Annotated in this window: 23 protein-coding genes; 13 read left to right on the top strand and 10 right to left on the bottom strand. The window is 39.2% G+C overall.

The window, feature by feature from the left end; all coding sequences use genetic code 11:
- Positions 1–14: 14 nt before the first annotated feature.
- The 4 genes from accB to F2A31_RS08635 all read right to left on the bottom strand — a co-directional run bounded on the left by accB (position 15) and on the right by F2A31_RS08635 (position 3,249).
- The gene (gene accB / locus F2A31_RS08650; protein ID WP_150026051.1) at positions 15–434 is read right to left on the bottom strand and encodes an acetyl-CoA carboxylase biotin carboxyl carrier protein; all 420 of its coding nucleotides are present in this window, start codon (positions 432–434) and stop codon (positions 15–17) included.
- A 25-nt stretch (positions 435–459) separates the two neighbouring features.
- Positions 460–909: a type II 3-dehydroquinate dehydratase gene (aroQ, locus tag F2A31_RS08645; RefSeq protein ID WP_150026050.1), complete on the bottom strand. Its 450-nt coding sequence runs from the start codon at positions 907–909 to the stop codon at positions 460–462.
- A gap of 714 nt (positions 910–1,623) precedes the next feature.
- Positions 1,624–2,658, bottom strand: a complete 1,035-nt coding sequence (locus tag F2A31_RS08640; RefSeq protein WP_150026049.1) for an ABC transporter substrate-binding protein — start codon at positions 2,656–2,658, stop codon at positions 1,624–1,626.
- Entirely contained in the window at positions 2,659–3,249 is a 591-nt protein-coding gene (locus tag F2A31_RS08635; protein ID WP_150026048.1) for an ANTAR domain-containing response regulator, read from the bottom strand.
- 523 nt (positions 3,250–3,772) lie between these two features.
- On the opposite strand from F2A31_RS08635, the gene F2A31_RS08630 reads away from it, so the two are divergent.
- The 5 genes from F2A31_RS08630 (at position 3,773) to F2A31_RS08610 (ending at position 13,053) form a co-directional block, all read left to right on the top strand.
- Positions 3,773–5,125 carry an MFS transporter gene (locus F2A31_RS08630; RefSeq protein ID WP_150026047.1) on the top strand — a complete coding sequence of 451 codons (1,353 nt, stop codon included), beginning with the start codon at positions 3,773–3,775 and terminating at the stop codon, positions 5,123–5,125.
- Between the two features lie 27 nt (positions 5,126–5,152).
- Entirely contained in the window at positions 5,153–7,699 is a 2,547-nt protein-coding gene (gene nirB / locus F2A31_RS08625; protein WP_150026046.1) for a nitrite reductase large subunit NirB, read from the top strand.
- Between the two features lie 11 nt (positions 7,700–7,710).
- Positions 7,711–9,330 (top strand): nitrite reductase small subunit NirD, encoded by a 1,620-nt coding sequence (gene nirD / locus F2A31_RS08620; protein WP_150026045.1) that lies wholly within the window; start codon positions 7,711–7,713, stop codon positions 9,328–9,330.
- A gap of 316 nt (positions 9,331–9,646) precedes the next feature.
- Positions 9,647–12,427, top strand: coding sequence for a nitrate reductase (locus tag F2A31_RS08615; protein ID WP_150026044.1), 2,781 nt, complete (start codon positions 9,647–9,649; stop codon positions 12,425–12,427).
- The gene (locus F2A31_RS08610) at positions 12,424–13,053 is read left to right on the top strand and encodes an NTP transferase domain-containing protein (RefSeq protein WP_150026043.1); all 630 of its coding nucleotides are present in this window, start codon (positions 12,424–12,426) and stop codon (positions 13,051–13,053) included. Before F2A31_RS08615 ends, F2A31_RS08610 begins: the two co-directional genes overlap by 4 nt.
- A gap of 41 nt (positions 13,054–13,094) precedes the next feature.
- On the opposite strand, the gene dsdA is transcribed toward F2A31_RS08610, so the two are convergent.
- On the bottom strand, positions 13,095–14,426 hold the full coding sequence (gene dsdA, locus F2A31_RS08605; protein WP_150026042.1) for a D-serine ammonia-lyase: 1,332 nt from the start codon (positions 14,424–14,426) through the stop codon (positions 13,095–13,097).
- 410 nt (positions 14,427–14,836) lie between these two features.
- Between dsdA and F2A31_RS08600 the strand changes: the two genes are divergently transcribed.
- From F2A31_RS08600 to F2A31_RS08570, 7 genes are all read left to right on the top strand, one after another.
- Positions 14,837–17,119, top strand: coding sequence for a molybdopterin-dependent oxidoreductase (locus tag F2A31_RS08600; RefSeq protein WP_150026041.1), 2,283 nt, complete (start codon positions 14,837–14,839; stop codon positions 17,117–17,119).
- A 272-nt stretch (positions 17,120–17,391) separates the two neighbouring features.
- Positions 17,392–18,429, top strand: a complete 1,038-nt coding sequence (gene moaA, locus F2A31_RS08595) for a GTP 3',8-cyclase MoaA (protein ID WP_407643264.1) — start codon at positions 17,392–17,394, stop codon at positions 18,427–18,429.
- 21 nt (positions 18,430–18,450) lie between these two features.
- Entirely contained in the window at positions 18,451–18,702 is a 252-nt protein-coding gene (locus tag F2A31_RS08590; protein WP_004638937.1) for a MoaD/ThiS family protein, read from the top strand.
- A gap of 2 nt (positions 18,703–18,704) precedes the next feature.
- Positions 18,705–19,217 carry a molybdenum cofactor biosynthesis protein MoaE gene (locus F2A31_RS08585; RefSeq protein ID WP_004638938.1) on the top strand — a complete coding sequence of 171 codons (513 nt, stop codon included), beginning with the start codon at positions 18,705–18,707 and terminating at the stop codon, positions 19,215–19,217.
- A gap of 17 nt (positions 19,218–19,234) precedes the next feature.
- On the top strand, positions 19,235–20,158 hold the full coding sequence (gene moaCB / locus F2A31_RS08580; protein ID WP_008941481.1) for a bifunctional molybdenum cofactor biosynthesis protein MoaC/MoaB: 924 nt from the start codon (positions 19,235–19,237) through the stop codon (positions 20,156–20,158).
- The gene (locus F2A31_RS08575) at positions 20,158–21,393 is read left to right on the top strand and encodes a molybdopterin molybdotransferase MoeA (RefSeq protein ID WP_150026039.1); all 1,236 of its coding nucleotides are present in this window, start codon (positions 20,158–20,160) and stop codon (positions 21,391–21,393) included. Before moaCB ends, F2A31_RS08575 begins: the two co-directional genes overlap by 1 nt.
- 158 nt (positions 21,394–21,551) lie before the next feature.
- Positions 21,552–22,034, top strand: a complete 483-nt coding sequence (locus F2A31_RS08570) for a winged helix-turn-helix transcriptional regulator (protein WP_150026038.1) — start codon at positions 21,552–21,554, stop codon at positions 22,032–22,034.
- Position 22,035: 1 nt separating this feature from the next.
- Here F2A31_RS08570 and F2A31_RS08565 read toward each other — a convergent pair whose 3' ends face one another.
- On the bottom strand, positions 22,036–23,433 hold the full coding sequence (locus tag F2A31_RS08565) for an aminotransferase-like domain-containing protein (RefSeq protein WP_150026037.1): 1,398 nt from the start codon (positions 23,431–23,433) through the stop codon (positions 22,036–22,038).
- A 123-nt stretch (positions 23,434–23,556) separates the two neighbouring features.
- Between F2A31_RS08565 and F2A31_RS08560 the strand changes: the two genes are divergently transcribed.
- The gene (locus F2A31_RS08560; RefSeq protein WP_150026036.1) at positions 23,557–24,420 is read left to right on the top strand and encodes a DMT family transporter; all 864 of its coding nucleotides are present in this window, start codon (positions 23,557–23,559) and stop codon (positions 24,418–24,420) included.
- A 5-nt stretch (positions 24,421–24,425) separates the two neighbouring features.
- On the opposite strand, the gene F2A31_RS08555 is transcribed toward F2A31_RS08560, so the two are convergent.
- The 4 genes from F2A31_RS08555 to tusD are packed head-to-tail and all read right to left on the bottom strand — an operon-like array spanning position 24,426 to position 25,828.
- Positions 24,426–24,737 carry a TusE/DsrC/DsvC family sulfur relay protein gene (locus F2A31_RS08555; protein WP_004638950.1) on the bottom strand — a complete coding sequence of 104 codons (312 nt, stop codon included), beginning with the start codon at positions 24,735–24,737 and terminating at the stop codon, positions 24,426–24,428.
- A gap of 34 nt (positions 24,738–24,771) precedes the next feature.
- Positions 24,772–25,056: a DsrH/TusB family sulfur metabolism protein gene (locus F2A31_RS08550; protein ID WP_005080909.1), complete on the bottom strand. Its 285-nt coding sequence runs from the start codon at positions 25,054–25,056 to the stop codon at positions 24,772–24,774.
- A 9-nt stretch (positions 25,057–25,065) separates the two neighbouring features.
- Positions 25,066–25,416 carry a hypothetical protein gene (locus F2A31_RS08545; protein ID WP_150026035.1) on the bottom strand — a complete coding sequence of 117 codons (351 nt, stop codon included), beginning with the start codon at positions 25,414–25,416 and terminating at the stop codon, positions 25,066–25,068.
- A gap of 43 nt (positions 25,417–25,459) precedes the next feature.
- Positions 25,460–25,828, bottom strand: a complete 369-nt coding sequence (tusD, locus tag F2A31_RS08540; RefSeq protein WP_005080906.1) for a sulfurtransferase complex subunit TusD — start codon at positions 25,826–25,828, stop codon at positions 25,460–25,462.
- Between the last annotated feature and the right edge of the window lie 43 nt (positions 25,829–25,871).

Raw genomic sequence — 25,871 nt, 5'->3', positions numbered from 1 at the left:
AATCCCCAGACTGATTAAGCGCGATAGCGGAATAATGGTTGACCGAATTGAATGACATCACCATTTTTCACTAAAATCTCTTCGATAACACCACTTTGGGTTGCTTCGATGGGGTTCATGATTTTCATTGCCTCAATGATCCCAAGTGTTTCACCAGCTGAAACAGTTTGACCAACTTTGACAAATGGTGCTTCACCAGGGCTTGGTGCAGCATAAAACACACCAACCATAGGGGAAGTTTCAACAGCACCACGTGGTGTTTTTGCAACGGGTGTAGCAGGAGCTGTTGCAGCAGGAGCAGCAACAGGAGCAGCGGCATAAACTGGTGTTGGGCGAGTCAATGAGATGGATTGATCACCTTCCTTAACTTCAATCGCTTGTAAGTCAGATTCAATCATCAAGTCGATGAGCTTCTTGATTTTACGGATATCCATGAGTGAGCATTCCTGAAGGTTTAAATTAATTAGTAGATTGAATTTTTTCGATAGCGTAGTTGAGCGCAAAAGAATAACCTTGTGCGCCTAAGCCACAAATCACGCCTATGGCTTTGTCTGATAAATATGAGTGATGACGAAATGGTTCACGTGCGTGAACATTTGACAAATGCACCTCAATAAATGGGATTGCAACACCAAGAAGGGCGTCGCGTATAGCAACTGAAGTGTGGGTTAAAGCAGCGGGGTTAATAATAATAAATTTAACACCTTGATTTTGTGCTTCATGGATACGATCAACAATCGCACCTTCCCAATTACTTTGAAATGTGTCTAATATAAATGATGCGTGTTTAGCTTGAGCAGTGAGCTGTTGGTTAATATCATCTAGGGTGAGGTAACCATAAACTTCTGGTTCACGCTTTCCTAGCAAGTTTAAATTCGGTCCGTGAATCACCAAAATGGTTGAGCTCATTCAGCCTGCTCCAATTCTAAAACTGCAAATGTTTTTTGCAAGATGTCTGCAAAGTTTGCTTATTATGGCACAAAATTCTGCATTTTTTTATAATTTCATTTAATCGATGAAGAAATTTGCATACCAAGCATGCTGCATATAATGAGAACTTTGCAAGGAATTGGCAATGTTAAAATATGACAAATTTTTCGATATTTTTAAAGTTTCACTATTTTAAACTGAATTACCTGTATTGGTTCATGACATTTGTGTAACTCAGTAGTCATTGCTCTAAAGAGTAGATATTGATGTATGGTTTATATTGATCTATAAATACTGGATAAGTGTTGTAAATATTAAAGTTTAAGTAAAATTAACCTATATAACATATTGTTTTTATTTTAATTTATTGGTTTTATGCTTTGGTTTAGCTAAATCGGTGAGGTATTGAGTCATTCATTCAAAGGAAGCTCTGCATTCAAATTTACTTTGATTGATAACATATTTTGTATTTAACAAAAAAATGCTTATTCCTTGTGCGTTGTTAGAAAATTATGCATTGGCAAAAGTGATGCATCTTTGTGTTTTGTATGGCGGTTAATGACATAAAAATGTCCGAAAAAGATATGCAGAGTTTGACTAAGATTATTTTACTTAAAAGGCTATATTGATTGGCTTAGCCTTTTTGGGTCTTTCAAAGCTGTCTTTACTTGCTAAAGACAGCTTTTTTTTAAGCTAAATTTTAATATTCAAGTCTACAGCGCTTTGATAAGTTTTTAATAAAAGGCACCCTTGAGCTAAATCAAGTTCAGATTTAGGTATGTGTTGTGGAATTTGCCATTTTTGCATTTGTAGAAACAACCACTCAAAATCTTTTGTCTTAGGTGCAGCATCTATTTGTATAAAGTTTCGAATGATGTTTTGAATCTTAAAATACTTTTCGACATGGACTTCAGGAGAACAATTGAATTGAATAATGTCAAACTCGACCAGTAATCTCCAAACTGGAGAAAAGTCTTTTATTTCCTGTAATTCCTTTTGTGCTCTCAACACTGCACTGGTGAGAGCAATCAAAGTGTTTGGATGTTGTTGAGCCCACTCTTGGGTCACTGCCAATACTTTATCTGCTACGTTTGGAATAATATCCTGACTCGAACAAACAATATGACTCAAACCGAAGACCTCAGCTTGAGTATTCCATGGTTCACCCACACAAAAACCATCAATCAGGTGGGTGTTGAGTGCTTCGACCATATAGGGTGGCGCTAAGGTTTTGATATCTATTGAATGTGCGAGATCTTCATCTGCAAGTGCTAACCACTCTCTTAAACAATAATGATGAATAGAGTGTTGAAATACATGCGCCAAAGAAAGCGTTTGGTGCGCTTTTATTTTTTGCACCAGCTTCTGTGCGGAAATTTCAACGGGATCGTGTTGGTGAATATCTAATTCATAGCAAAGTTTTTGACTCAGGCTAATAAACGCACGGTTTTCGCTCAAAACTAACGGGGTTTGCAATGGTATGCCGATTTGATCTGCACCAACTGCGGCAGCTGGAAGCATTGCAGATAGGCAATGTGCGGCATCGAGCAGCCCAAAAGCAAGGCGATCACGCAGACTTGCCCAAGAAGCTTCTTTAACCAAACTGATATTTAATCCAACATCTTCAAAATAGCCACGTTGTTTGGCCCATAATAAGGCAACACAGTCCAGTAATGGAATATAGCCAAGCTGCAAGTCTACTTTTTCTAATTCTACTAAATGGCTCATCTATTCATCCTTTAGTTGATTATTTAAAAGTTGTTGGGCATCGAGTAGCCGACGAGCCATCTCACCAATAGTCATACGATGACTCATGGCATTTTTTCTGAGCAGCTGAAAGGCAGTATCTTCACTTAAATCATGTAATTGCATTAATAAAACTTTGGCTTTTTCGATATCTTTACGATCTGCAAGTTTAGTTTTTGCATCTCTAAGATCGCCTTCAAGTTTTTTATGCTTTTTATATTGTTCAATTGAAATATCTAAGATGGTATGTAGGCGTGAGGGATCTATACCATCGACAATATAAGCAGTTATACCTGCATCAATCGCTTGTTTAATGGTATTTTTATCTGTGTTTTTGGTAAATAACACAGTTGGTAGATCAAAGTTGCTGACACAGCTTTCGATCACGTCACGATGCGGGTGATCCATATCGAGTAAGATCACATCTGCTTGCAGATGTTCTAGTTTGAATATATTTAAGTGATCTAGGGTAAAGCAAGCAACCACATCAAAATCATGTTCAATTAAACAGGTTTTAATGTATTCCGCCCGAGCCTGATCATCATCTATGAGTACGATTTTGAGTTTCGGCATAAGTATAAAGTCAAACAGTCGGTTTATGCACGTTATGAAGTCAGTGCTGTGGGTTTTATTATTTAAGCAAAATTAATGCCATGAGAAAATTTAATATAGTGCAAAATTTCCAAAGGCAATCTATTGATGCGCTGTATTGTATCGTTGCTTAAATGTTGAACGAAATAATTATTTGATTTTATCCGTCTATTTAATGAGGGTGTGCATTTTTGGTGCGCAAAAAGTCATGTTTTGAAGCAAATTGAAGTGTGCGTTAAAACAGGTCATCTGTATGTTTGTGTTAAAAAGCACAATTTAGTGCATGCAAAGCGACCTTTGTTTTTTTATAAATATATATAAAAAACAATGATTAATATTTGATTTTATTTTTTATTGGAAACATGGCACGACATTTGCTAAATCTTTATTGAGTCAAAGACGACTTTTCAAAAAGTAAGACGGCCAACGATGTCCGATCTGATCGGTTTGTTTACACAATGATTTGTGTCGACAAAGCAGTATACGTTCAGTATAGGAGATGGCAATGTCTTTAGATCTATCGGCTAAAAAAGCCACATCAATTAAGTTATTTAACTTTTCCGTTCCAGCGATGCGTGCCTTCCATATGAGTTGGCTAGCTTTCTTCGTATGTTTCTTTGCTTGGTTTGCATGTGCACCGTTGATGCCAGTAATCGCAGGTGAGTTTAATTTAACCAAAGATCAAATTGCCAATATCAATATTGCTGCGGTTGCAATCACGATTCTAGTGCGTCTTATCGTTGGACCATTGTGCGATAAATATGGTCCACGTAGAACTTATACTGCGTTACTTTTGATTGGAAGTATTCCGGTATTTGGGGTTGCAGCAGCCAATAGTTATGAATCATTTCTATTTTTCCGACTACTGATTGGTGCAATTGGTGCGAGCTTTGTCATTACGCAGTATCACACCAGCATCATGTTTGCTCCAAATGTTGTAGGAACTGCAAACGCGGCATCGGCAGGTTGGGGAAATGCAGGGGGTGGTGCAACGCAAGCACTCATGCCTTTAGTTTTAGCCGCATTGGTGATGTTTGGTGTTGAGCAAACAATGGGGTGGCGTATCGCATTGATCGTGCCTGGTTTAATGATGGTAATCGTTGGGATCTTATATTGGAAATTTACTCAAGATTGCCCTCAAGGAGATTTTAAAGAACTTCGCGCACAAGGTGTTGTGGTGGGGAGTGATAAAAAAGGTGGATTAGCAATTTTAATGCACGCAGCACGTAACTATCGTGTGTGGATTTTATTTGTCTCTTATGCTGCTTGTTTCGGAATTGAAATCTTCATCCATAACATCATCGCGATGTATTACGTCACTCATTTTGAGTTTGGCTTAAAAGAAGCAGGCTTAGCTGCAGGAATTTTTGGTTTACTTGCATTATTTGCCCGTGCTTTAGGGGGCATGGTATCGGATCGAGTGGCGCTTAAAAAAGGATTGGATGGGCGTACTAAGGTTTTATTCCTTCTCATTTTAGGTGAAGGCTTATTCCTGATTCTATTTTCTCAAATGAATAGTGTGACATTGGCAATTTTAAGTATGACGATTTTCGCTCTGTTTACCCACATGGCGTGCGGAGCGACTTATGCATTGGTTCCATTTATTGATCGTGAGGCCTTAGGTGGTGTTGCAGGCATTATCGGTGCAGGCGGCAATGTGGGTGCAGTTGCGGCTGGGTTCTTATTGAAAGGTATGTTGGATATCCAAACTTGTTTAATGGTTTTAGGTGGCTTGGTTGTTATTGCCGCAGGTTCTGTGATGTTTATTCGATTCTCAGTAGAGCATAAAGAAAAAGAGCAACGTCTATTCGAACAAGCACTAGTAGAACGCCACGCAGACCAACAAAGCGCAGCTTAATTGCAATCAGATTTTAGGAGAGACACAATGAAATTAGTGATGATTGGTCACGGTATGGTGGGGCATAAATTCATCGAAGCCATCTTAGAAAAAGCAGATGATGAATTAGAAATTACAATTCTTGCTGAAGAACCTCGTATTGCATATGACCGTGTACATTTGACTGAATACTTCTCTGGTAAATCGGCAAAAGACTTATCTCTTGCACGTTTTGATTTTGCGGATGCGCATGGTATTGATCTTCGTCTAAATACTAAAGCAACTGCCATTGATACAACTGAACAAACCATCACAACTAATCATGGTGATGTAATTCATTATGATAAATTGGTATTGGCGACAGGTTCATATGCCTTTGTTCCACCAATTTCGGGTAATGATCGTGAGAATTGCTTTGTTTACCGTACCATTGAAGATTTGGATGCGATTAAAGCTGCAAGTCTAAATGCGAAAACAGGTGTGGTTATCGGTGGTGGTTTACTTGGATTAGAAGCGGCTAAAGCTTTACGTGATTTAAATCTAGAAACCCATGTAGTTGAGTTTGCACCACGTTTAATGGCGGTACAGATTGATGATTTAGGCGGTAAAGTATTACGCCGTAAAATCGAAAACTTAGGTGTAAAAGTTCATACTCAAAAAGCGACACAATGTATCGAAGCAGGGAATGACGCTACACATGTGATGAAGTTTGCCGATGGTAGCGAACTAGAAACAGACATTATTTTATTCTCTGCAGGGATCCGCCCACGTGATGAATTAGCACGTTCAAGCGGTTTGGAACTTGGGGAGCGTGGTGGTATCAAAATCAATGATTACTGCCAAACCTCTGATGAAAACATTTACGCAATTGGTGAATGTGCACTTTGGGATAATAAAATTTTTGGTCTGGTTGCACCTGGCTATGATATGGCGCGTATTGCAGCCAAACATATCTTAGCTGAAGAAACACATTGTTTCACTGGTGCTGATATGAGCACGAAGTTGAAATTGATGGGTGTAGATGTGGCATCAGTAGGTGATGCACATGGTATGACACCGAACTCGCTTAGCTATTTCTATGCAGACGAAGATGCGTTGGTTTATAAGAAAATCGTTGTCGATGCAGATAAAACCAAATTACTGGGTGCAGTACTGGTTGGTGATGCAAAAGAATATAACGATCTTTTACAAATGATGTTGAATGGTATGGCATTGCCAGAAACACCTGAAAGCTTAATCATGCCAGGATTTGCTGATTCTGGTGCGAAAGCGGGTGGCAGTGGTGTTGATTTACTTCCAGACAGCGCAACAATTTGTTCATGTAACAACGTGTCGAAAGCAGATATTTGCCAAGCGATTTGTGATGGTTCGACCTCTTTAGGTGCTTTAAAGAAATGTACTAAAGCAGCAACAGCATGTGGTGGTTGCGCGCCATTAGTTACTCAAGTTTTAAAGTCTGAGTTGCAACGTCAGGGGGTAACGGTTAATAACCATGTCTGCGAACACTTCCCATACTCACGTCAAGAGATCTATCACTTGGTGCGTGTCAATGAAATCAAAACATTTGATGATTTGATTCAACAACATGGCCATGGTTTAGGTTGTGATATCTGTAAACCAATGACAGCAAACATTTTGGCATCGTGCTGGAATGACTTTGTGTTGGAACCAACTCACGCAGGTCTACAAGACAGTAATGACTACTACTTAGGAAATATCCAAAAGGATGGTTCATACTCTGTTGTGCCGCGTATGGCAGGTGGTGAAGTTACTCCAGATGGTTTGATTGCTGTAGGTCAAATTGCTAAAAAATATAACCTGTATACCAAAATTACAGGTGGTCAACGTGTTGACTTATTTGGTGCACAACTGCACGAGCTACCATTTATTTGGGAAGAGTTGAATGCAGCAGGCTTCGAGTCAGGTCATGCTTACGGTAAATCATTGCGTACAGTGAAATCATGCGTAGGTAGCACTTGGTGCCGTTATGGCGTAGATGATTCTGTTGGTTTAGCGATTGAATTAGAAAACCGCTACAAAGGCTTACGCTCACCGCACAAACTAAAAATGGCTGTGTCGGGTTGTACGCGTGAGTGTGCTGAAGCACAAGGTAAAGATGTCGGTGTTATTGCGACAGAAAAAGGCTGGAACCTATATGTGTGTGGTAATGGTGGAATGAAACCACGTCATGCAGAGCTTTTAGCGTCTGATCTAGATACTGAAACTTTGATTCGTTATATCGACCGCTTCTTTATGTTTTATATCCAAACTGCTGATCGTTTACAACGTACCAGTGTATGGCGTGACAACATGGAAGGTGGTTTAGATTATCTCAAAGCTGTGATTGTTGATGATTCGCTTGGTCTTGCAGAAGAGCTTGAAAATCGCATGGCACATGTCATTGGAACTTATCAAGACGAATGGCGTACTGCGGTAGAGAATCCTGAGATTCGTAAACGCTTCCAAACTTACATTAATGCAAGCGCTGAAGAGCAAGCTGATCCATATATTCAATTTACCGAAGTGCGTGATCAGATCCGTCCATTAAATGAAGCTGAACGTTCAGTTGATCGTATCCCGATGGTAGAAGCATAAGGAGAATCAAAATGACAAATCTAAAAGACATGAATATGCTTCCAGAAAATCAATGGATTGATGTGTGTCATCTTGATGACATCACGCCAAATACAGGTGTCGGTGCACTTATTGCGGGTCAATCCGTTGCTTTATTTCGCGTAGGGAACGAAAAACGTATTTATGCATTAAGTAATAAAGATCCGTTTAGCCAAGCAAATGTCATGGCGCGCGGTATTATTGGTGATTTGCAAGGTGAGCGTGTTATTGCCTCACCGATTTACAAGCAGCACTTCAGTCTAGCAACAGGTCGATGCCTAGAAGATAAAGATCAAAAGCTTTCTGTTTTCCCAACCAAAATCGAAAATGGTCGAGTTTGGGTAGGTACTGTTCCGCAAAAAACTTATATTACCAATAACGGTGTTTCTCAAGAAAAATTGAAGCTCGTTTTGATCGGTAATGGTTTGGCAGGAATGCGCTGTCTAGAGGATTTACTCGACATGGCACCTGATCGTTATGATGTAACGGTGATTGGTGAAGAGCCTTGGGGTAATTATAACCGTATCATGCTTTCACCCGTACTTTCTGGTGAGAAAACCATTGATGACATTATGTTGCATCCACATGCATGGTACAGCGATAAGGGCATCAAATTTATTGCAGATGATCCAGCTGTAAAAATCGATCGTACTCGTAAAGTGGTACATACGCAAAAAGGTGAAAGTGTCGATTACGATCGTTTGATTATTGCAACAGGTTCATCGCCATTTATCCCACCTGTTCAAGGCGTGGATTTGAAAGGTGTGATCAGCTTCCGTGATATTTATGATGTTAATACCATGATTAAATATTGCGAAACGAAGAAAAATGCTGTGGTGATTGGTGGTGGTCTGCTCGGTTTAGAAGCAGCTTACGGTCTCAAGCAACGTGGCATGAATGTCACTGTTCTTCATTTGATGGATCGCATTATGGAGCGTCAGCTTGATGGACGTGCGAGTCGTATGTTGCGTCAAAGCATTGAAGAAAAAGGGATTAATATTATCACTGAGGCAAATACTGAAGCATTGATTGGTAAAGATGGTCATGTTAACCAAGTACGTCTGAAAGATGGCACAGTGTTGGATGCCGACCTTGTCGTATTTGCTGTAGGTATTCGTCCAAATATTGCTTTGGCTCAAAGTGCTGGTTTACGTTGTAATCGTGGTATTTTGGTTAATGATACGATGCAAACATTTGACCCAAGTATTTATGCAGTGGGTGAATGTATTGAGCATCGTAATCAGACCTTTGGTCTCGTCGAACCATTGTGGGGACAAGCATTTATCTGTGCAACACACTTGGCAGAACACGGTAGTTTAACTTTCAAATCACCAACCGTTCCAACTCAGCTTAAAGTTAGTGGTGTTGATGTATTCTCGGCTGGAAATTTTGAACCGAAAGAAGATTACGAAGACATTATCCTGAATGATGAAAAACGACAAATTTACAAACGTATCATTATTCAAAAAGATAAAGTCATCGGTGCGGTACTGTTCGGTGATACTGAAGATGGCATGTGGTATGCGGAATTGATTGCAGATCAAACACCAATTTCAACATTTAGAAATAAATTGTTATTTGGTAAGGATTTTGCAATGAAGAAAGCAGGATGAAAGCTAATCCTTTCGTAAAGATTAGGTTAAGCGTTAAAGGCATTGCCACATATGTTGTGTAGGAGCAGATGTTTTTTGCAAATGCATTGCCTTACTTTTCAGGGATGAAAAGTAACAAAAATCCTTTGTTGAGCTGACGGTACGTCCTTGCTACCGCAGCCCAACAAGGCGGCATCCATGCCGCCTGTCACGGTAGTGTTTGAGGAGAAAATTCCAGTATTAGAATTGTGGTCTAAGCTAAAACTGGGGAAGAACTCAGAATGATTTTTTAGTTAAGTGTAGAGTTCAGCGGATTAACTAGGTAAAAGGGGCAGTCATGAACAGTATTCAAAATTTAGAACACAGTCGCTCCGATCAAGCAGAAACAATTATTACAAAAACAACGTGTCCCTATTGTGGGGTTGGATGTGGTGTTGATGTCACGGTTAATCATAAAGCACAAGGAACAACGGTTCAGGTTGCTGGTGATTTGGAACATCCATCTAATTTTGGACGCCTTTGTATTAAAGGCAGTAATTTGGCGGATACTCTAGGATTAGAGACTCGCGTTTTGCATCCGATGTTTGGTCGTAAGAACCATCGTAAGGTAACGACATGGGATGCAGCCATAGAAAAAATCGCAGATCAATTCCAAGCGTGTATCGATCAACACGGTCGTGACAGTGTGGCATTTTATGTATCAGGGCAGCTATTGACTGAAGATTATTATGTCGTCAATAAGTTTGTGAAAGGCTATCTAGGTACAGCCAATATCGACACCAATTCGCGTCTGTGTATGTCTTCAGCAGTTGCAGCGCATAAGCGTGCTTTTGGTGAGGATATCGTGCCAGCGAGTTATGAAGATTTTGAATTTACCGATATGGTGGTGTTGGTGGGTTCAAATACTGCATGGTGCCATCCTGTGCTGTACCAACGCATCATGCAGGCGAAAAGTAAAAATCCAGATTTATTTGTCGTTGTGGTTGATCCACGTTTTACCAGCACTTGTGAACAAGCGGATTTACATCTTCCAATTTTACCTGGACAAGATGTCGCCCTGTTTAATGGTTTATTGCAGTACTTATATAAGAATAACTTTATTGATCAACATTTTGTCGATACACATACTGAAGGCCTAGACGCATTATTAGAATCCAGTCAGACTGAAACTGATTTTGACTCAGTCGTGAAACGTACAGGTATTTCAGCAGAAAAATTAAAATTCTTTTTTGAAAAATTTGCCACCACTGAAAAAGTCGTGAGCTTATTTTCAATGGGTGTGAATCAATCTTCTCAAGGAGTCAATAAAGCCAATAGCATTATCAATTGCCATCTTTTGACAGGGAAAATTGGGAAATTAGGTGCTGCACCATTTTCAATGACAGGTCAACCAAATGCCATGGGTGGTCGTGAAGTGGGTGGCTTAGCCAATATGTTGGCAGCACATATGGACATCGATAATCCATCACACCAAACACTTGTACAAAACTTTTGGAACAGTCCTGTGATTGCCAATCAAGCGGGACTGAAAGCAGTTGACTTATTCCAAGCAGTCGAATCTGGGAAAATTAAAGCCATATGGATTATGGCAACCAACCCCGTGGTGAGTTTACCAGATGCGGATCAAGTAAAACGTGCATTGAATAAATGTGAGTTTGTCGTGGTATCAGATATTTGTGCTGATACAGATACCACGGCTTATGCGGATGTGTTGCTTCCTGCGTTAGGTTGGGGTGAAAAAGATGGAACGGTGACCAACTCAGAGCGCCGTATTTCACGTCAAAGAGCTTTTTTACCTGCACCAAAGCAAGCAAAAGCAGACTGGTGGGCGGTTGCTGAAGTTGCGAAAAAATTAGGTTTTTCTGGTTTTGATTTTAACAATGCATGTGACATCTTTAATGAACACGCAGCCTTATCTGCGCATCACAATGCAAGTTTGGATCAACGTGATCAAGTTGAAAACTTTCGTTATTTCAACCTAAAAGGACTAATGAATTTGTCTTTGGATGAATATGATCATTTACGTCCGATCCAATGGCCCGTTTGGGAAAAAGGTCAAAGTACTGCGGTTGAGCAGTTATTTGATCAAGGCTTGTTTAGCCATAAAAGCAAAAAAGCAAAACTGATCCCGACAGTTGCAATTGATCCAGTTCATGCAATTTCTGAAGATTATCCATTGGTGTTGAACACAGGACGTATTCGTGATCAATGGCACACCATGACGCGAACAGGTTTATCTGCAAATCTGACTACTCACCGAGCTGAACCATTTTGTGAAATTCACCCGAATGATGCTTTAAAATTTGGTATTCGTGATAAAGCATTGGTTGAAGTGAAGTCGCAATGGGGCAGTTGTGTTCTGCGTGTAACTTTGGCTCAAGGCGTTCGCCGTGGTCAAATTTTTGCACCGATTCATTGGACTGAGCAAGTTGCCTCTGATGCCCGTGTAGGAAAAGTAGTTAATCCAGTTGTAGATGCAATATCAGGCGAACCTGAGTTTAAACATACACCTGTTGCAATTCAGCCATTCCATACGACATGGCAAGGTGTTTTGTATGTCCGAGATGGGTTTGAACAACAAATCAAAACCTCATTGCAAACATGTGCATGGTGGGCAAAAGTTAAAATAGCCAAAGCAGTTCGTTTTGAAATTGCAGATCGTCACAACTTTGATCAAACGCAGAAGAATTTAAAAAGTTTCTTGCCTTTTGTAGATGAAACTTATGAATGGTTGAGTATTGAAGATGTTTCAGCGCAAATGAGTCATAGCATCATTCTGAAAGATGGGATTTTGATTGCCAGTCTTTATATTGCGCCATCGGATATGTTGCCTGACCGTGATTGGGTTGCGAGTTTATTCAAACGTGAGCGTTTAAGTGCATTACATCGTAAAGCACTGCTTGCTGGTATGCCGATGTCAGCCGCAAATAATGATGGACCATTGGTTTGTAGCTGCTTTAAAGTAGGTAAAAATAAGATCATTGAAGCGATTAAAACGCAGAATATTACTCATGAAAAACAAGTGACAGCTTGTCTAAAAGCGGGTGGTAATTGTGGTTCTTGTTTACCTGAGATCAGAGGTTTGATTAAAACCTGCCAGTTGGAGGCGGAAGCATGAATACAGATTTTCCCGCTACAGATCTCGTGATCTTGGCGGGAGGACAGGCACGACGAATGAATGGGATGAACAAACTATTGCAACAGTTTGATGATCAGATTCAATTGTCAAAAATTTGTCAACGCTTTAAATCGGAAGTTCAGCAGATATGGGTCAATAGTCATCGTGATAGCTCGATCTATAAAAGCATAGAGCCGACTGTTGAATGTTTTTCTGATGATCAAAACGGCTTTTTAGGGCCGTTGATGGGAATGAAAAGTGCATGGTCGCGTGTACAAGCAGAATATGCATTATTTATTCCTTGTGATGTGACTTATATCCCAAATCAAGTGCTTGCAAAGCTGCATCGTGCCTTAGAGAAAAATCCGCAAGCATCAGTGGCGTATGTAAATATCAATGGCGATGCCTTGTACCCTTTTTGCTTGTTAAAAAGAGCCAGTTTGTCGATATTAGAACACCAGCTCGCTGCAAATAAATTAAGTTTAAGAGAGGCTTTTAGACAACTACACGCTCAACACGTTGTCTTTCAAAAGCAAAGCCTGTTTTGTCATAGCATCAATTCATTGGATGAGCTGCAGCAATACAAGCAGATGAAAGCTTTTAAACAGATGTTTGTTTCAAACTGATCGGTTGAAAAGCTTTCTTATTTAGATGTTGATATGAAGGTTTAGATTATGGATTTTTGCAAATAAATTTCCATTTCTTCAACTGGAACCATACCACCACCAGTTGCCCAAACAATGTGATTAGCATTATTCATTTGTTGTGCAGTCAGTTGATGCATAGCAGCATATTCTTGGTGCTGACTGATTAAGATTGGACCTAACATTCCAGCTAAGGCAGATGGTTCCAGTTTTAAATCTTCTGATTGATTGAGTAGCCCCAATAATTTATACATGCTTTGATCATCCAGTGTGTAGAAAGCATCGAGTAGTCTTTCCATCGCTCGACCCACAAATCCAGATGCGCGTCCTACAGCTAAGCCATCTGCTGCGGTAATGTTATCAATGCCTAGGTCTTGTACTGAGATTTGATCATGCAAGCCTGTTGCTACACCTAGCAACATGCATGGTGAATGAGTTGGTTCAGCAAATATACAATGTACGTGATCACCCAAAGCCATTTTTAAACCAAATGCGACACCGCCAGGGCCACCACCAACGCCACATGGTAAATAAACAAATAAAGGATGGTCTTGATCAACCGTAATATTCTGAGATTCTAATTGTGCTTTTAAGCGTTCACCTGCAACGGCATATCCTAAAAATAAAGTTTTTGAATTTTCGTCATCAATAAAAAAGCAATTTGGATTTCTTAATGCGGCTTTACGACCTTCTTCAACTGCAACACCATAATCTTGGGCGTATTCAATAACGGTAACACCATGTGACCTTAATTTATCTTTTTTCCACTGACGTGCATCTGCCGACATATGCACAGTGACATCGAAGCCAAGTTTGGCACTCATGATACCAATCGAAAGTCCTAAATTACCTGTAGAGCCAACGGCAATACTGTATTGACTAAAAAAATCTCTAAATTCAGGACTGTATAATTTTGAATAATCATCTTCAACTGTTAATAAGCCTGCTTGAATGGCAAGTTTTTCAGCCTGATAGAGCACCTCGTAAATACCGCCACGTGCTTTGATCGATCCTGAGATTGGCAAATGACTGTCTTTTTTTAACCATAATTTTCCAGTGATATCTTGTTTGAAATGAGCTTCAAGTGTTTGCTGCATCGTTGGAATAGAAACCAGTTCGGACTCAATGATTCCTTTACTTATCTCAGTTTCAGGAAATACGGACATCAGATAAGGAGCGAAGCGAGCTAAACGATCACGAGCATCATCAATATCTTGTTGAGTCAGTCCTACAAAGGGCAAACCTTGTGCTAAAGAGGTGGTTTGGGGATTCAACCAAATTGTTTCTTTAAGTTGAATCAGATCATCGACAATCGGATGTTGTGCAACAAGGGTTTCAATTTGGTTTGAATTCATTGGGCTGCTCATAAGATCTTTCTATTATGGAGAGGAATAATTGAAGAAATTTCATTCTTTTTAGATATTCATGTATTACAGCGATTAGATCAATAAAAATTATATTTTTATATCAACAACCTTATTTCATTTATAAAAACTCTGTTTAACCAAATCTTAATTTAATTTCGGATAATTGTACTTGATCTTTACTTAAATAAGTTCTATTTTGGAACTTGTGTGATTTTAAGCCATTGTCCAAATGATTTGTTAAGATTGAACATCATGTTTGGATAAGTAAAAAGTCAGAAAAATAATCGAAATAAGTGCTTGTTGTGCTTTTTCATCATTTGTAGTTTGAACCTTGTTTGCTTTTTAAAAAATCAAAAAGGCCTTTAGCGGATGAGATCGCAAATCATAGGGAGAATAAAATGCCAATGTTGACTACGATAGCAAGACAGGATGTGACTGCTTGTATTTTATGTTCGAGAAACTGTGGTTTAAGTGTTGAAGTTGAAAACAATCAATTTAAGAAAATTAAAGGTGATGAGCAGCATCCATTTTCACAAGGTTACATTTGTCAAAAAGCAGCGCGCTTACAGCATTATCAACAACATGCAGATCGTTTAACTCATCCCTTGAAGCGACAAGCTGATGGTTCATTTCAAGAAATTTCTTGGGATCAAGCGATTCAGGAAATCGCAGATCAATTGGTTAAAATTCGTGATGCACATGGCGGAACTGCATTTGCATCGGTTGGAGGTGGTGGACAAGGCAATCATCTAGGGGCCGCTTATGGTCGCCAACTATTGTATGCAATGAAAAGCTTTTATGCCTATAACTCACTTGCTCAAGAGAAAACTGGTGATTTCTGGGTAAATGGACGTTTGTTTGGTAGTCAAGCATGTCATACCACCGAAGATGTGGAACATGCGGATTATGTTTTATTTATTGGAACCAATCCGTTTCAAGCACATGGTATTCCAAATGCTCGTGATACTTTAAAACATATCAAGAAAGATCCAAACCGAACAATGGTGGTTTTTGATCCGCGTGTTACTGAAACGGCTAAGCAAGCTGATATCCATGTGCAATTAAAACCAGGTGCAGATTCCTATTTGATGTCTGCAATGATTGCGATCATGTTGCGCGAAGATTTGTATGATCAAGCATTTATTCAAAAACATACGCATGGGTTTGAGCGAGTTAAACAGGCATTTTCTACAATACCAATTGAAGAATATATTGAGAAGGCAGATATCTCTGTAGAGCTGATTTATCAAATTGTACGGGATTTTGCCAAAGCTAAGCGTGGTTGTGTTCGGATTGATTTAGGTATTCAGCATACTTTAAACACCACCTTAAATGGATATTTGGAAAAACTACTTTATTTACTCGCAGGGCATTTTGGTAAACAGGGAACGAATAACTTACATACTATGTTTATTCCGATCTTGACCAATACTGATGAGCGTAATCCTAAATATCGCCGTACGGTTCATCATAAGATGTTTCCAATATCAGGTTTTTTTCCACCAAATATTTTACCTGACGAAATTTTAAAAGCAGGCGAGAAGCGAGTACGTGCAGTCTTTGTAGATAGTTGCAATCCATTGCTCACCTATCCAGATACTACAGCTTATGAACAGGCATTCAAGTCGTTGGAATTGTTAGTTGTGGTTGATGTTGCGATGACAGAAACAGCACGATTAGCCCATTATGTATTGCCAGCGCATAGTCAATTTGAAAAGTGGGAATTTACGGGCTTTAATTTAGAATTCCCACAAAATGGTTTCCATTTACGTCATCCGCTTTTTAAAGCTCAAGCCAATACGCTGCCTGAAGCGGAAATCTATACTCGCTTACTTGAAGCAATGGGTGCTATTCCCAAACAGTTTCCTTTACTGAGTAAGATCGCGCAAAAGGATTCTCCGAAGACAGCTTATCTAGGTTATTTTGCTGCACTTGCTGCTAGTTTTGTGAGAAATAAAAAGTTAGTCCCATTTGCGGCATCTATTGTTTATCGAACACTTGGGCAGACATTACCCAATGATGCTGCATCAACGGCTTTATTATTGCCTTTGTGTATGCAGTATTCTGCACAACATTATAAAGCTGTCAAACAAGCGAGTTATAAAGGGAATCGTTTAACATTAGGCGTAAACTTATTCCAAGCGATATTGCAAAAACGTTCTGGCGTTATTCTCTCTAAACATAACTATGATGATGTCTGGGATTTGGTTGCTTATAAAGATAAAAAGATTCATTTAGCAATCCCTGAAATGTTGATTGAATTAGCACAATTGAATCAACAAACTCAAGGCACAAGTGAACAGTTTCCATTTATCTTATTGGCGGGTGAACGCCGTAGCTATAATGCAAACCAAATCTACCGTGATCCGGCATGGCGTAAGGTTGATGCAGAAGGTCGACTGAGAATGAATCCTGAAGATGCAATTCATTTTGGCGTAGATACAGGTCACTCATTACAGTGTATTTCGGAACATGGTCGGATCACAGTGGTTGTCGAGATTGATGAGGGAATGCGAAAAGGGGTCGTTTCGCTGCCGCATGGTTATGGTTTACGTTATAGCGGAGGTCAGGCGATTGGACCTGAATTAAACCGATTAACTTCGTTAAAGCATTGCGATCCTTTGTCGAAAACCCCATATCATAAATATGTGCCTGTACGACTAGAGAAACCTGCGGCATAGTGGATGGATTGAGTTGATTTGCACTATTTTATTGCGTTTAAATTGATATGTGTTTTGAAATAGTGCAATCTCATTTAACGATAATCTGCTATAAATCATCAGATTTTGTTCTAGTATTAAAATGATAAGTTCATTCAACTAAAGATAGAGCATATAGTTGAATGAGTTTTAGGAATTGGAATAATAATTGCTTAGGTAAAATTCTCATATGTTCAAGAAAATAGATAAGCACATAACTTGTGCTGAACATGATGAGAAAATTCACAATATGAGTGCATATGATGAAGTATGAAATACCTGAAACGAATTTACCGATCTTGCAAGATCAGTATGCTCGTATTAAGCGTAAGTTACGTATTTCGGTGACGGATCGTTGCAATTTTAAATGTGTGTATTGTATGCCTGAACATCCTGAATGGATGAAAAAGCAAGATTTATTAAGTTTCGAATCCCTTTTGGTTTTTTGTACTTATATGGTGAAACAAGGCATTGAGAATATTCGTATTACAGGTGGGGAACCTTTAATGCGTCAAGGAGTTGTTCATTTCATCCGTGACTTACAGCAACTAAAAAAAATTGGTTTAAAACGTATTTCAATGACGACTAATGGTCATTACCTAGCGAAGTACGCTGATCAATTAAAAGCTGCTGGTTTGGATGATTTAAATATCAGCCTCGATAGTCTTGATGCAAAACAATTTAAAGCACTTACCAAGAAAGAACTTAGTCCTGTATTAGAAGGAATAAAAGCCGCTCAAAAAGCTGAAATCCCTTTTAAAATTAATTGTGTTTTGGTGAAAGATCACAATGATGATCAAATTCTACCGATGGTGAGATGGGCAAAAGATCAAAATATTCCATTACGTTTTATTGAGTTTATGCCGCTAGACGGTGATCAACATTGGACAAAAGATGCTGTTGTGAGTGAAGCAGAAATATTAGCGCGATTAAAGCCTCATTATGCTATTGAGCTACTTCAACAAAATCATGAACCAGCACGCCAATATCGATTAGATGATGATTATCGAATTGGCATCATTTCGACGATTACCCACTCATTTTGTGGTGAGTGCGATCGTATTCGTCTAACTGCACAAGGTGAACTATTCAATTGTTTATTTGCTCAACAAGGTTTGAATATCAAAAACGATTTGTTGAACACGATTAAAGAACATATTGGTTTATCTGAACTGTCATATCAAATGTTAGATCAAAAAATTAAACCTTATATCTGGCATAAGGCCAAAGGTTATCACGCGATACAAAACCAACAAGTACGTAAAATTAGTATGCACATGCTTGGAGGTTAGATTGAAAAATATGGAGAGGGTATGCAAACCATAGAAATTAAAATAGAAGCTTTTGGAGAGATAGAAAGATTACTACCCAAACCACTTCAATTTGAGTTTGCTAAAGAAAGTTTAATTTTAGATGTTTTAAATCATATTGTAGATCGTTATCCGGATGCTACAAAGGCGATGGATAAATGTGCTTGCGCGATAGGTGAAGATATTGTGACACGTCAGACCGTACTAAATTCATCATGCACAGTGGTGCTTTTGTCACCTGTTGCTGGAGGTTAGAAATGCGTGAGTTTTCAAGAGTTCAAGATCAAGCATTAAGTTTAGATATTTTTGATCCTATTCAGTCATTTCCTGAATGTGGCGGGATTGATGTTTTCATTGGAACAGTACGAAACCATCATGAAGGAAAAGCAGTAAAAGCACTTAAATATACCTCTTATACGCCTGTCGCAGAAAAGATGATTCGTGAGATAGAACAGGAAATTAAAGATAAATATCAAGTTTCTTATGTTCGAGTGATGCATCGTATTGGCTATTTAGATGTGAGTGACACCGCAATTATTGCAATTGCGTATGCTGCGCATCGCCGTGAAGCATTTCAAGCTTGTGAAGAGGCTGTTGAACGAGTCAAGCATGAGGTTCCAATTTGGAAAGAGGAATTTTTCACAGATGGAACAAGTCATTACGTTGAAGGCTGTTGTATTCGTAAAGATAGCCCTGATACGACTACTCCAGAAAAACATAGACATGAACATAACCATCAACATTGCGCACATGAGCATACACACGAATAAGGTTTTAGGAAGTTAAGATGAAAAATGTTGGGATGAAACCTGAAAGTTATCGTGTTGCAGAAGCACAAGCGATTTTACATGCACCACCACATTGTATTCAGTTACTTCGAGATGGAAACACAGAAAAAGGTGATGCTTTAAAAACTGCACGGATAGCAGGTATTTTGGCAGCAAAACGTACCGATGAGCTGATTCCACTTTGCCATCCATTACCGATCTATCGTGCAGATGTGGAATATGATTTACACGATGATCATGTTGTGATTTTAACAACGGTTGAAACGATTGGACCAACTGGTGTTGAAATGGAAGCTTTAACTGCTGCAAGTTTAGCAGGCTTAACGATTTACGATATGTTAAAGCCACATTGTGAACCAGATGAGCTGTGTTTAGACCAATGTAAATTACTCAAGAAAAAAGGTGGTAAGTCTCATTTTAAACGAACATTGCGTCAGCCCGTTTCTGCTGCTGTGATTGTTCTTTCAGATACTGTGGCCGCTGGTCGCAAGCCCGATACTGCTGGAAAATCTGTAGTTGATACACTAACTGAAGCTGGATTTGATCCAATTCATTATCAGATCTTGCCTGATGAATCTGATCAGTTAAAGGATCTAGTGTTAGAGTTAACCAAATCTTATGCGTGCATTATGACTGTTGGTGGTACAGGAATCGGGAAGCGTGACATTACTGTCGATACGTTGGAGCCGCTATTAGAACGTAAATTAGATGGTTTAATGGAAGCTTCTCGAGCATTTGGTCAAAGACGTACACCTTATGCAGCGATGTCTCGTGGTGTCGCAGGCTTTATTGATCGTTCATTGGTTGTGACTTTGCCGGGTAGCCGTGGTGGTGCAACTGAATCAATGGCTGCAATACTGCCTGCTTTGGTGCATATCTTTGATGTATGCCGTGATCTGCCTCATCCGGGAGGCTATGAATAATGTCTGGATGCGGCGCTGAAAAAGGTTTAATTAGTATTGATGAAGCATTAACTTTGATTCAAACCCAACCTAAAACTCTAACAGCAGAGACGCTGGCTTTAGGAGATAGTTTAAATCGGTATCTGGCAAAGGCGGTGTATTCTGAGGTTAACTTACCGAACTTTTCTCAAAGTGCAGTTGATGGTTATGCAATCAACTGCTCGCTTGATGATCTTCAAAATGCTAGCTTCAAGCTGAATGGGGAAATCAAAACAGGTACTGTTTCCGAGTTACCTTTGCAGCAAAATCACGCGATTCGGATTTTTACAGGTGGGAAAATACCTGAGGGAACGACCCATGTCGCTCGCCAAGAAATCGTGATCCTTGAAAGCGCAGATCAAATTCGTTTAAGTGAGCATATTAAACCACATGCTGATATTCGATTTACGGGTGAGGAAGTCCAACAAGGACAACAATTGGCAGATGTTGGACAAAAAATCAATATTGGTACACTCGCTGCTTTGAGTATGGCAGGAGTACAAAGTTTAGACGTCTTCTGCAAGCCAAAAGTCGCTGTGGTGATTACGGGGGATGAGGTTGCTAAAACGCCTGAGGATTTGCAAAGTGGCAAAGTTTTTGATGCGAATGGCCCACTTCTAAAGGCTTGGTTCAAAGATTATGGGCAGGATGTTGAAATCATACATATTGCCGATACTGCAGAGCAAGTAAGTGCATGTTTTGAGCAACTTAAACAAAAATATGATGTAATTATTACGACAGGAGGTGTTTCTGTTGGTGATTATGACTTTGTTCGTCCTTGTGCTTTTGAGACAGGATTTCAACAGGTTTTTTGGAAAGTGAAGCAAAAACCGGGTAAACCACTTTTTTTTGCTGAATATATCCAAGCTGATGGTCTTCATCATTGTTACTTATTAGGATTGCCCGGAAATCCTGCGGCTGTTTATGTTGCTATGCAGATTTATGGAAAAGCGTTGCTTGATGCCCTGCAAAGCCAAACACAAACCTTACAGTGGTTTAGTGCAACGCTAACCCATGCACTAAAACCTGATGCGCGAGAGCGTTTCTTGAGAATGCATGCTTATTTTGAAAATGGGCAGCTTAAACTTCAAAGTTTGGCCAAACAACAATCTCATATGCTCAGTAACTTGATGCAAGCGAATTGTCTGGTGCGCGTTCCATCCAATATTCAACTAGAAGCAGGTCAACAGTTGTCAGGTCTATTTATTCAAAATTAAATTTTGAATAAATTAAAATTATCCTGAGTTTTACCAAGTTCCGATATTGCACTGATGTGAAAGGTGATTTAGTGTATATTCTATATCTTGCTTATTTTGTAAGCATAACGGTTCAAGGTATCGCTGCGATATCTGTTTAAAAAGATTGGGTGATAATAATGAAATGGGAAGAAATTGGTGACCAGCCATGTTCTGTGGCTAGAACACTTTCGATTCTTGGAGATCGTTGGACGATGCTTATTTTGCGTAATGCTTTTATGGGCGTCCGTCGTTTTGATGATTTCCAACGTAGTCTGGGTTTAACTAGACATGTTCTTTCCGAACGACTAAAGCGTTTGGTTGAGCATGATATTCTTGTCAAAGTTCCATACGTAGAACGACAGGAGCGTTTTGAGTATAAATTAACCGAGAAGGGGTTGGATTTATATCCTATTATTCTTTCAATGACCCAATGGGCAGATAAGTGGATGGATATGGGTTTAGGTAAACCCATTGAATTTACACATAAAACCTGCGGAAATAAAATGATCCCTAAAATGGTTTGTTCAGAATGTAATGAACCGATCAAGGCAAAAGAAGTACGTGCAAGTGCTGGTCCTGGCTATTTTGCTTATATTGAACAAAAACAAAAAAGTGCATGATTTAGTTTTTTTGTAGTTCTATTTCCTGTTGAATCGCGTGAGATAGAACTTCAAAAACTTTTTGGTCGGAACATTGAGCGACATTGAAGCGGATAAAGTTTTTATAATTTTGACTTTGGCTAAACGCATTTCCCGGCGCTAAAATGACATTATTTTCGAGACACGTTTGGGCAATACGTGCAGTATCTAAATTCTTAGCTAATTCACACCATAAGAAAATACCTGCTTGAGGCTTTATCCAAGGTCTAATCTTCAACTTTTCTAATTGTTTAATCGTAAAGTCCATTGATTTTGCTAAACGTATTTTTAATTCATCTAAATGTTTCCGGTAAGTTCCGTCGGTTAAAGCAGCGTATAAGATTTCAGCGGATAGATGGCTACCACCAAAACCAGTCGCAATTTTTATATCTGTGAGATCTTCTATCCATTGAGATTTTGTTGCGATATAGCCCGTACGTACAGAACCTGACAACGTTTTAGAAAAACTACCAATATGAATCACCTTTGAAAGGCCATCTAGTGCTGCCAGCCTAGGTGCTGGATCTAATTCTAAATCTGCAAAAATATCATCTTCGATTACAATCAGGTTGGATTGTTCAACCAATTTCAATAATTGATAGGCTGTAGATGCTGTTAGTCTTGCACCTGTAGGGTTATGAATACCAGAATTGGTTATATATAACCGTGGATTATGTTGTGTGATTGCTTGTGAAAAAGCATTTAAATCTGGACCCGTAGGTGTATAAGGAATGCCAATAATTCGAATTTGGTGAACCTTGAGTAACGCATGAAAATTAAAATAACAAGGATCATCTACCAGCACGACATCATTTGGCTTTAAAAAATATCGACAAATTAAATCAATAGCTTGTGTACCCGAGTCTGTTAATAAGATTTGGTTAGGTGTTGCTTCGATTCCTTTACCTAGAATTTTACGCGCTAATAGCTCACGTAAGGCAGGAGAACCAAGTGGTGATGAATAATCAGTTAAAATTTTTGATTCAACTTTAGAAATTTTACGAATTGCTTTACGGATGTTTTCATGTGGCATCCAGTCATCAGGTAACCAACCACAGCCGGGCTTAAGCATATCGGGCTTGGCTTCTAAAGACTGTCTTGAAATCCATAAAGGGTCTATGTTCCGATCAATTTTGGGATGAATTTGAGAGATAGATAGAGGCGGAATTGGTCCAGATACAAAAAAACCTGAACCTGTCTTAGACTCGATTAAACCTTGTGATGCAAGGCGCTCATAGGCTTCTACGATCGTAGAGACAGATAAATTGAGTTGCTTGGCTAAGCCGCGAACCGAAGATAGCCGTGAACCTGGGGTGAGTGAACGAGTTTTAATTTGTTCATGGATATGTTGTATAACAAAATCTATTTTTGTGGTTTTCATTGCGATCATATTAAACTGTATTGTTAATATATACAGTACAGTTATTTGGAATTGTACTGGATTGTGTATGGTGGATCTACCATAACACAGTTTAAATTCTTCATATAGATGTGGAGAGTTTAAATGAAATATTTCAATAATGGATGGGTAAATGGACTTGTCGGGGTCATGATTTTTGCTGGCTCTTTGCCAGCCACACGTGTTGCTGTACTTGGATTTAGTCCTACTTTCTTAACTGCTGCAAGGGCTGCAATTGCTGGTCTTTTTGCAGTGCTGTTATTGGTGTTGTTGCAGCAGAAGTTCCCAAAACGAGTAGATTGGCTACCATTGTTTTATGTTGCGATCGGTGTCGTTGTCGGCTTTCCACTTTTTACAGCACTCGCTTTGCAATATGTGAGTGCAGCACATAGCATTGTTTTCATTGGGTTATTGCCATTAGCGACCGCTATTTTTGGTGTGGTGAGGGGGGGAGAAAAACCGAGCCAAAAATTTTGGCTTTTTGCAATTTTGGGGGCCGCTTTAGTCTTTGGCTATATGTTAGTTCAAACCAAGAGTTGGTTATTTCATTATGGTGACTTTTACATGGTGTTGGCGATTTTACTTTGTGGCTTTGGCTATGCTGAAGGGGGGCGGCTTTCAAAGCATTTAGGCGGCTGGCAAGTAATCTGTTGGGCACTACTTTTAACTCTACCTGTAATGCTATGGATCTCATGGTTATATATGCCAAACAGTTTTGCTGATATTTCATGGTCAGCAAAGTTAGGTCTAATTTATGTCTCAATATTTAGTATGTTGATTGGTTTTTTCTTTTGGTATAAAGGCTTAGCTCAAGGAGGGATTGCTGCAGTGGGGCAGTTACAGTTATTGCAACCGCTATTCGGATTGGCAATCGCAGCTGTTTTATTACATGAACATGTCAGTATAACGATGTTTGCAGTTACGGTTGCTGTGATTGCCTGTGTTGCTTGTGCTAAAAAATTTGCTTAAGAAAATTATAAACAATTTGCAGGTTTAGGAACGCCAGCCAAACGGCTTAGATGACGAGCGACTAAACCTGTATTGAATCTTTGTTGTAAAACAGCATTATTAATTTCTGGACTGACAGTTTTCATTAAAAACTTGATCAGTGGTCGAGTTGCAGGTGAATGTCCGAACTGTTGATAGAACTGACGAACCGCTTGAAGTACTTCGAAATGCCATTCAGTTAATTCTAAATCTAGAGACTGCGCTAATACTTGCGCTACATCATGATTCCAAATCGTGTAATCAACTAAATGACCGTCTTGATCTAAATCTAATTGCATAAAATAGCCTAAGTGTATTTCAAATTGAAAGATGTTATTTCAAGCTAATACAGCGTTTAAACTGTAATGCAAGCTGAGCAAATTGAGCGTAATCAATGCACTTTACACGTGTTTTTAAGTCATCACTCAATAAAGCAGAGTCACTTTCTAAACAATATAAATTAGGGTACGTCTCAATGATCATATGATTGATACCCAATACAGCATCACTCATCATAACGATATGGTCATTTGCCTGAGCCATTTGTGTTAAATCTTTGCATATTTTTTCAATATGAAGATAAGGGGCTTGAATCAAAAAAAGTGTAGCTTCTTTCATTATGGCTCCTTACCAATACAGTACGTGATCAAATGATTGGATGAGCTCGGGATTGAGTTCAATAAACTCAATCTCTTGTTCTGAGTTCTGAACAATCTCGAGTTGTTGATTTTTTGTTTCGATGAACAAGGGGGTTAAATCATAAAACTCGAAACTTTCCACCATATTTGAGGCAATTTTAAAGGCATGCTGAATAGAATCAAAAGTAAGCTGATCATTGAGTAAGCTGAGTGCAGCATCTTTTAATAATACTTTGACAGAAATCCCAAAGGTTGCTAAAACCATAGTTGCAGATAAACTTTCGTTGATTTGCAAACTGGTTAAATTGGGCTGCGTTAGGATGACGAGTACAGATTTCACACAATATACCTTTTAAAAGCAACACTCTATTAAATAACTTAAACTAAAATTGAATTAAGCGAGAACAATCTTGCACTGCATCAGCAAGTTCGCCAAGACCGACTAGCTCAAAGCCATGGGCTAAGTTATGGTGTTGGAGAGAATGGCGTTGTGCATTGCTCGCATCGGTGATACCCCGGGCAAGGGCAGCACTGACACAGACAGGGAGTCGAATGCCAAGCTTTTGCCATTCTTGTTTTAGGTTGCGCTGATCATCAGGAAACCACTGTAAATCATTCGCAACTTGAACTCCATCTTGGTAAAAGAAGACACGAAATTCTTCACGCATATTGTGTAATGCTTGTGCCAGACCAAATGCATGCCAAGCCATGACAGAAGTTGGTGCGGAGGTAATTAGCAGTAATGTACTCATTGAATATTCACGGTCATGTAGGCGAATGATGCGGACATAATTA

The sequence above is a fragment of the Acinetobacter suaedae genome (assembly GCF_008630915.1).
Classification (GTDB): domain Bacteria; phylum Pseudomonadota; class Gammaproteobacteria; order Pseudomonadales; family Moraxellaceae; genus Acinetobacter; species Acinetobacter suaedae.
This window is presented reverse-complemented; position numbering and strand designations above follow the sequence as displayed.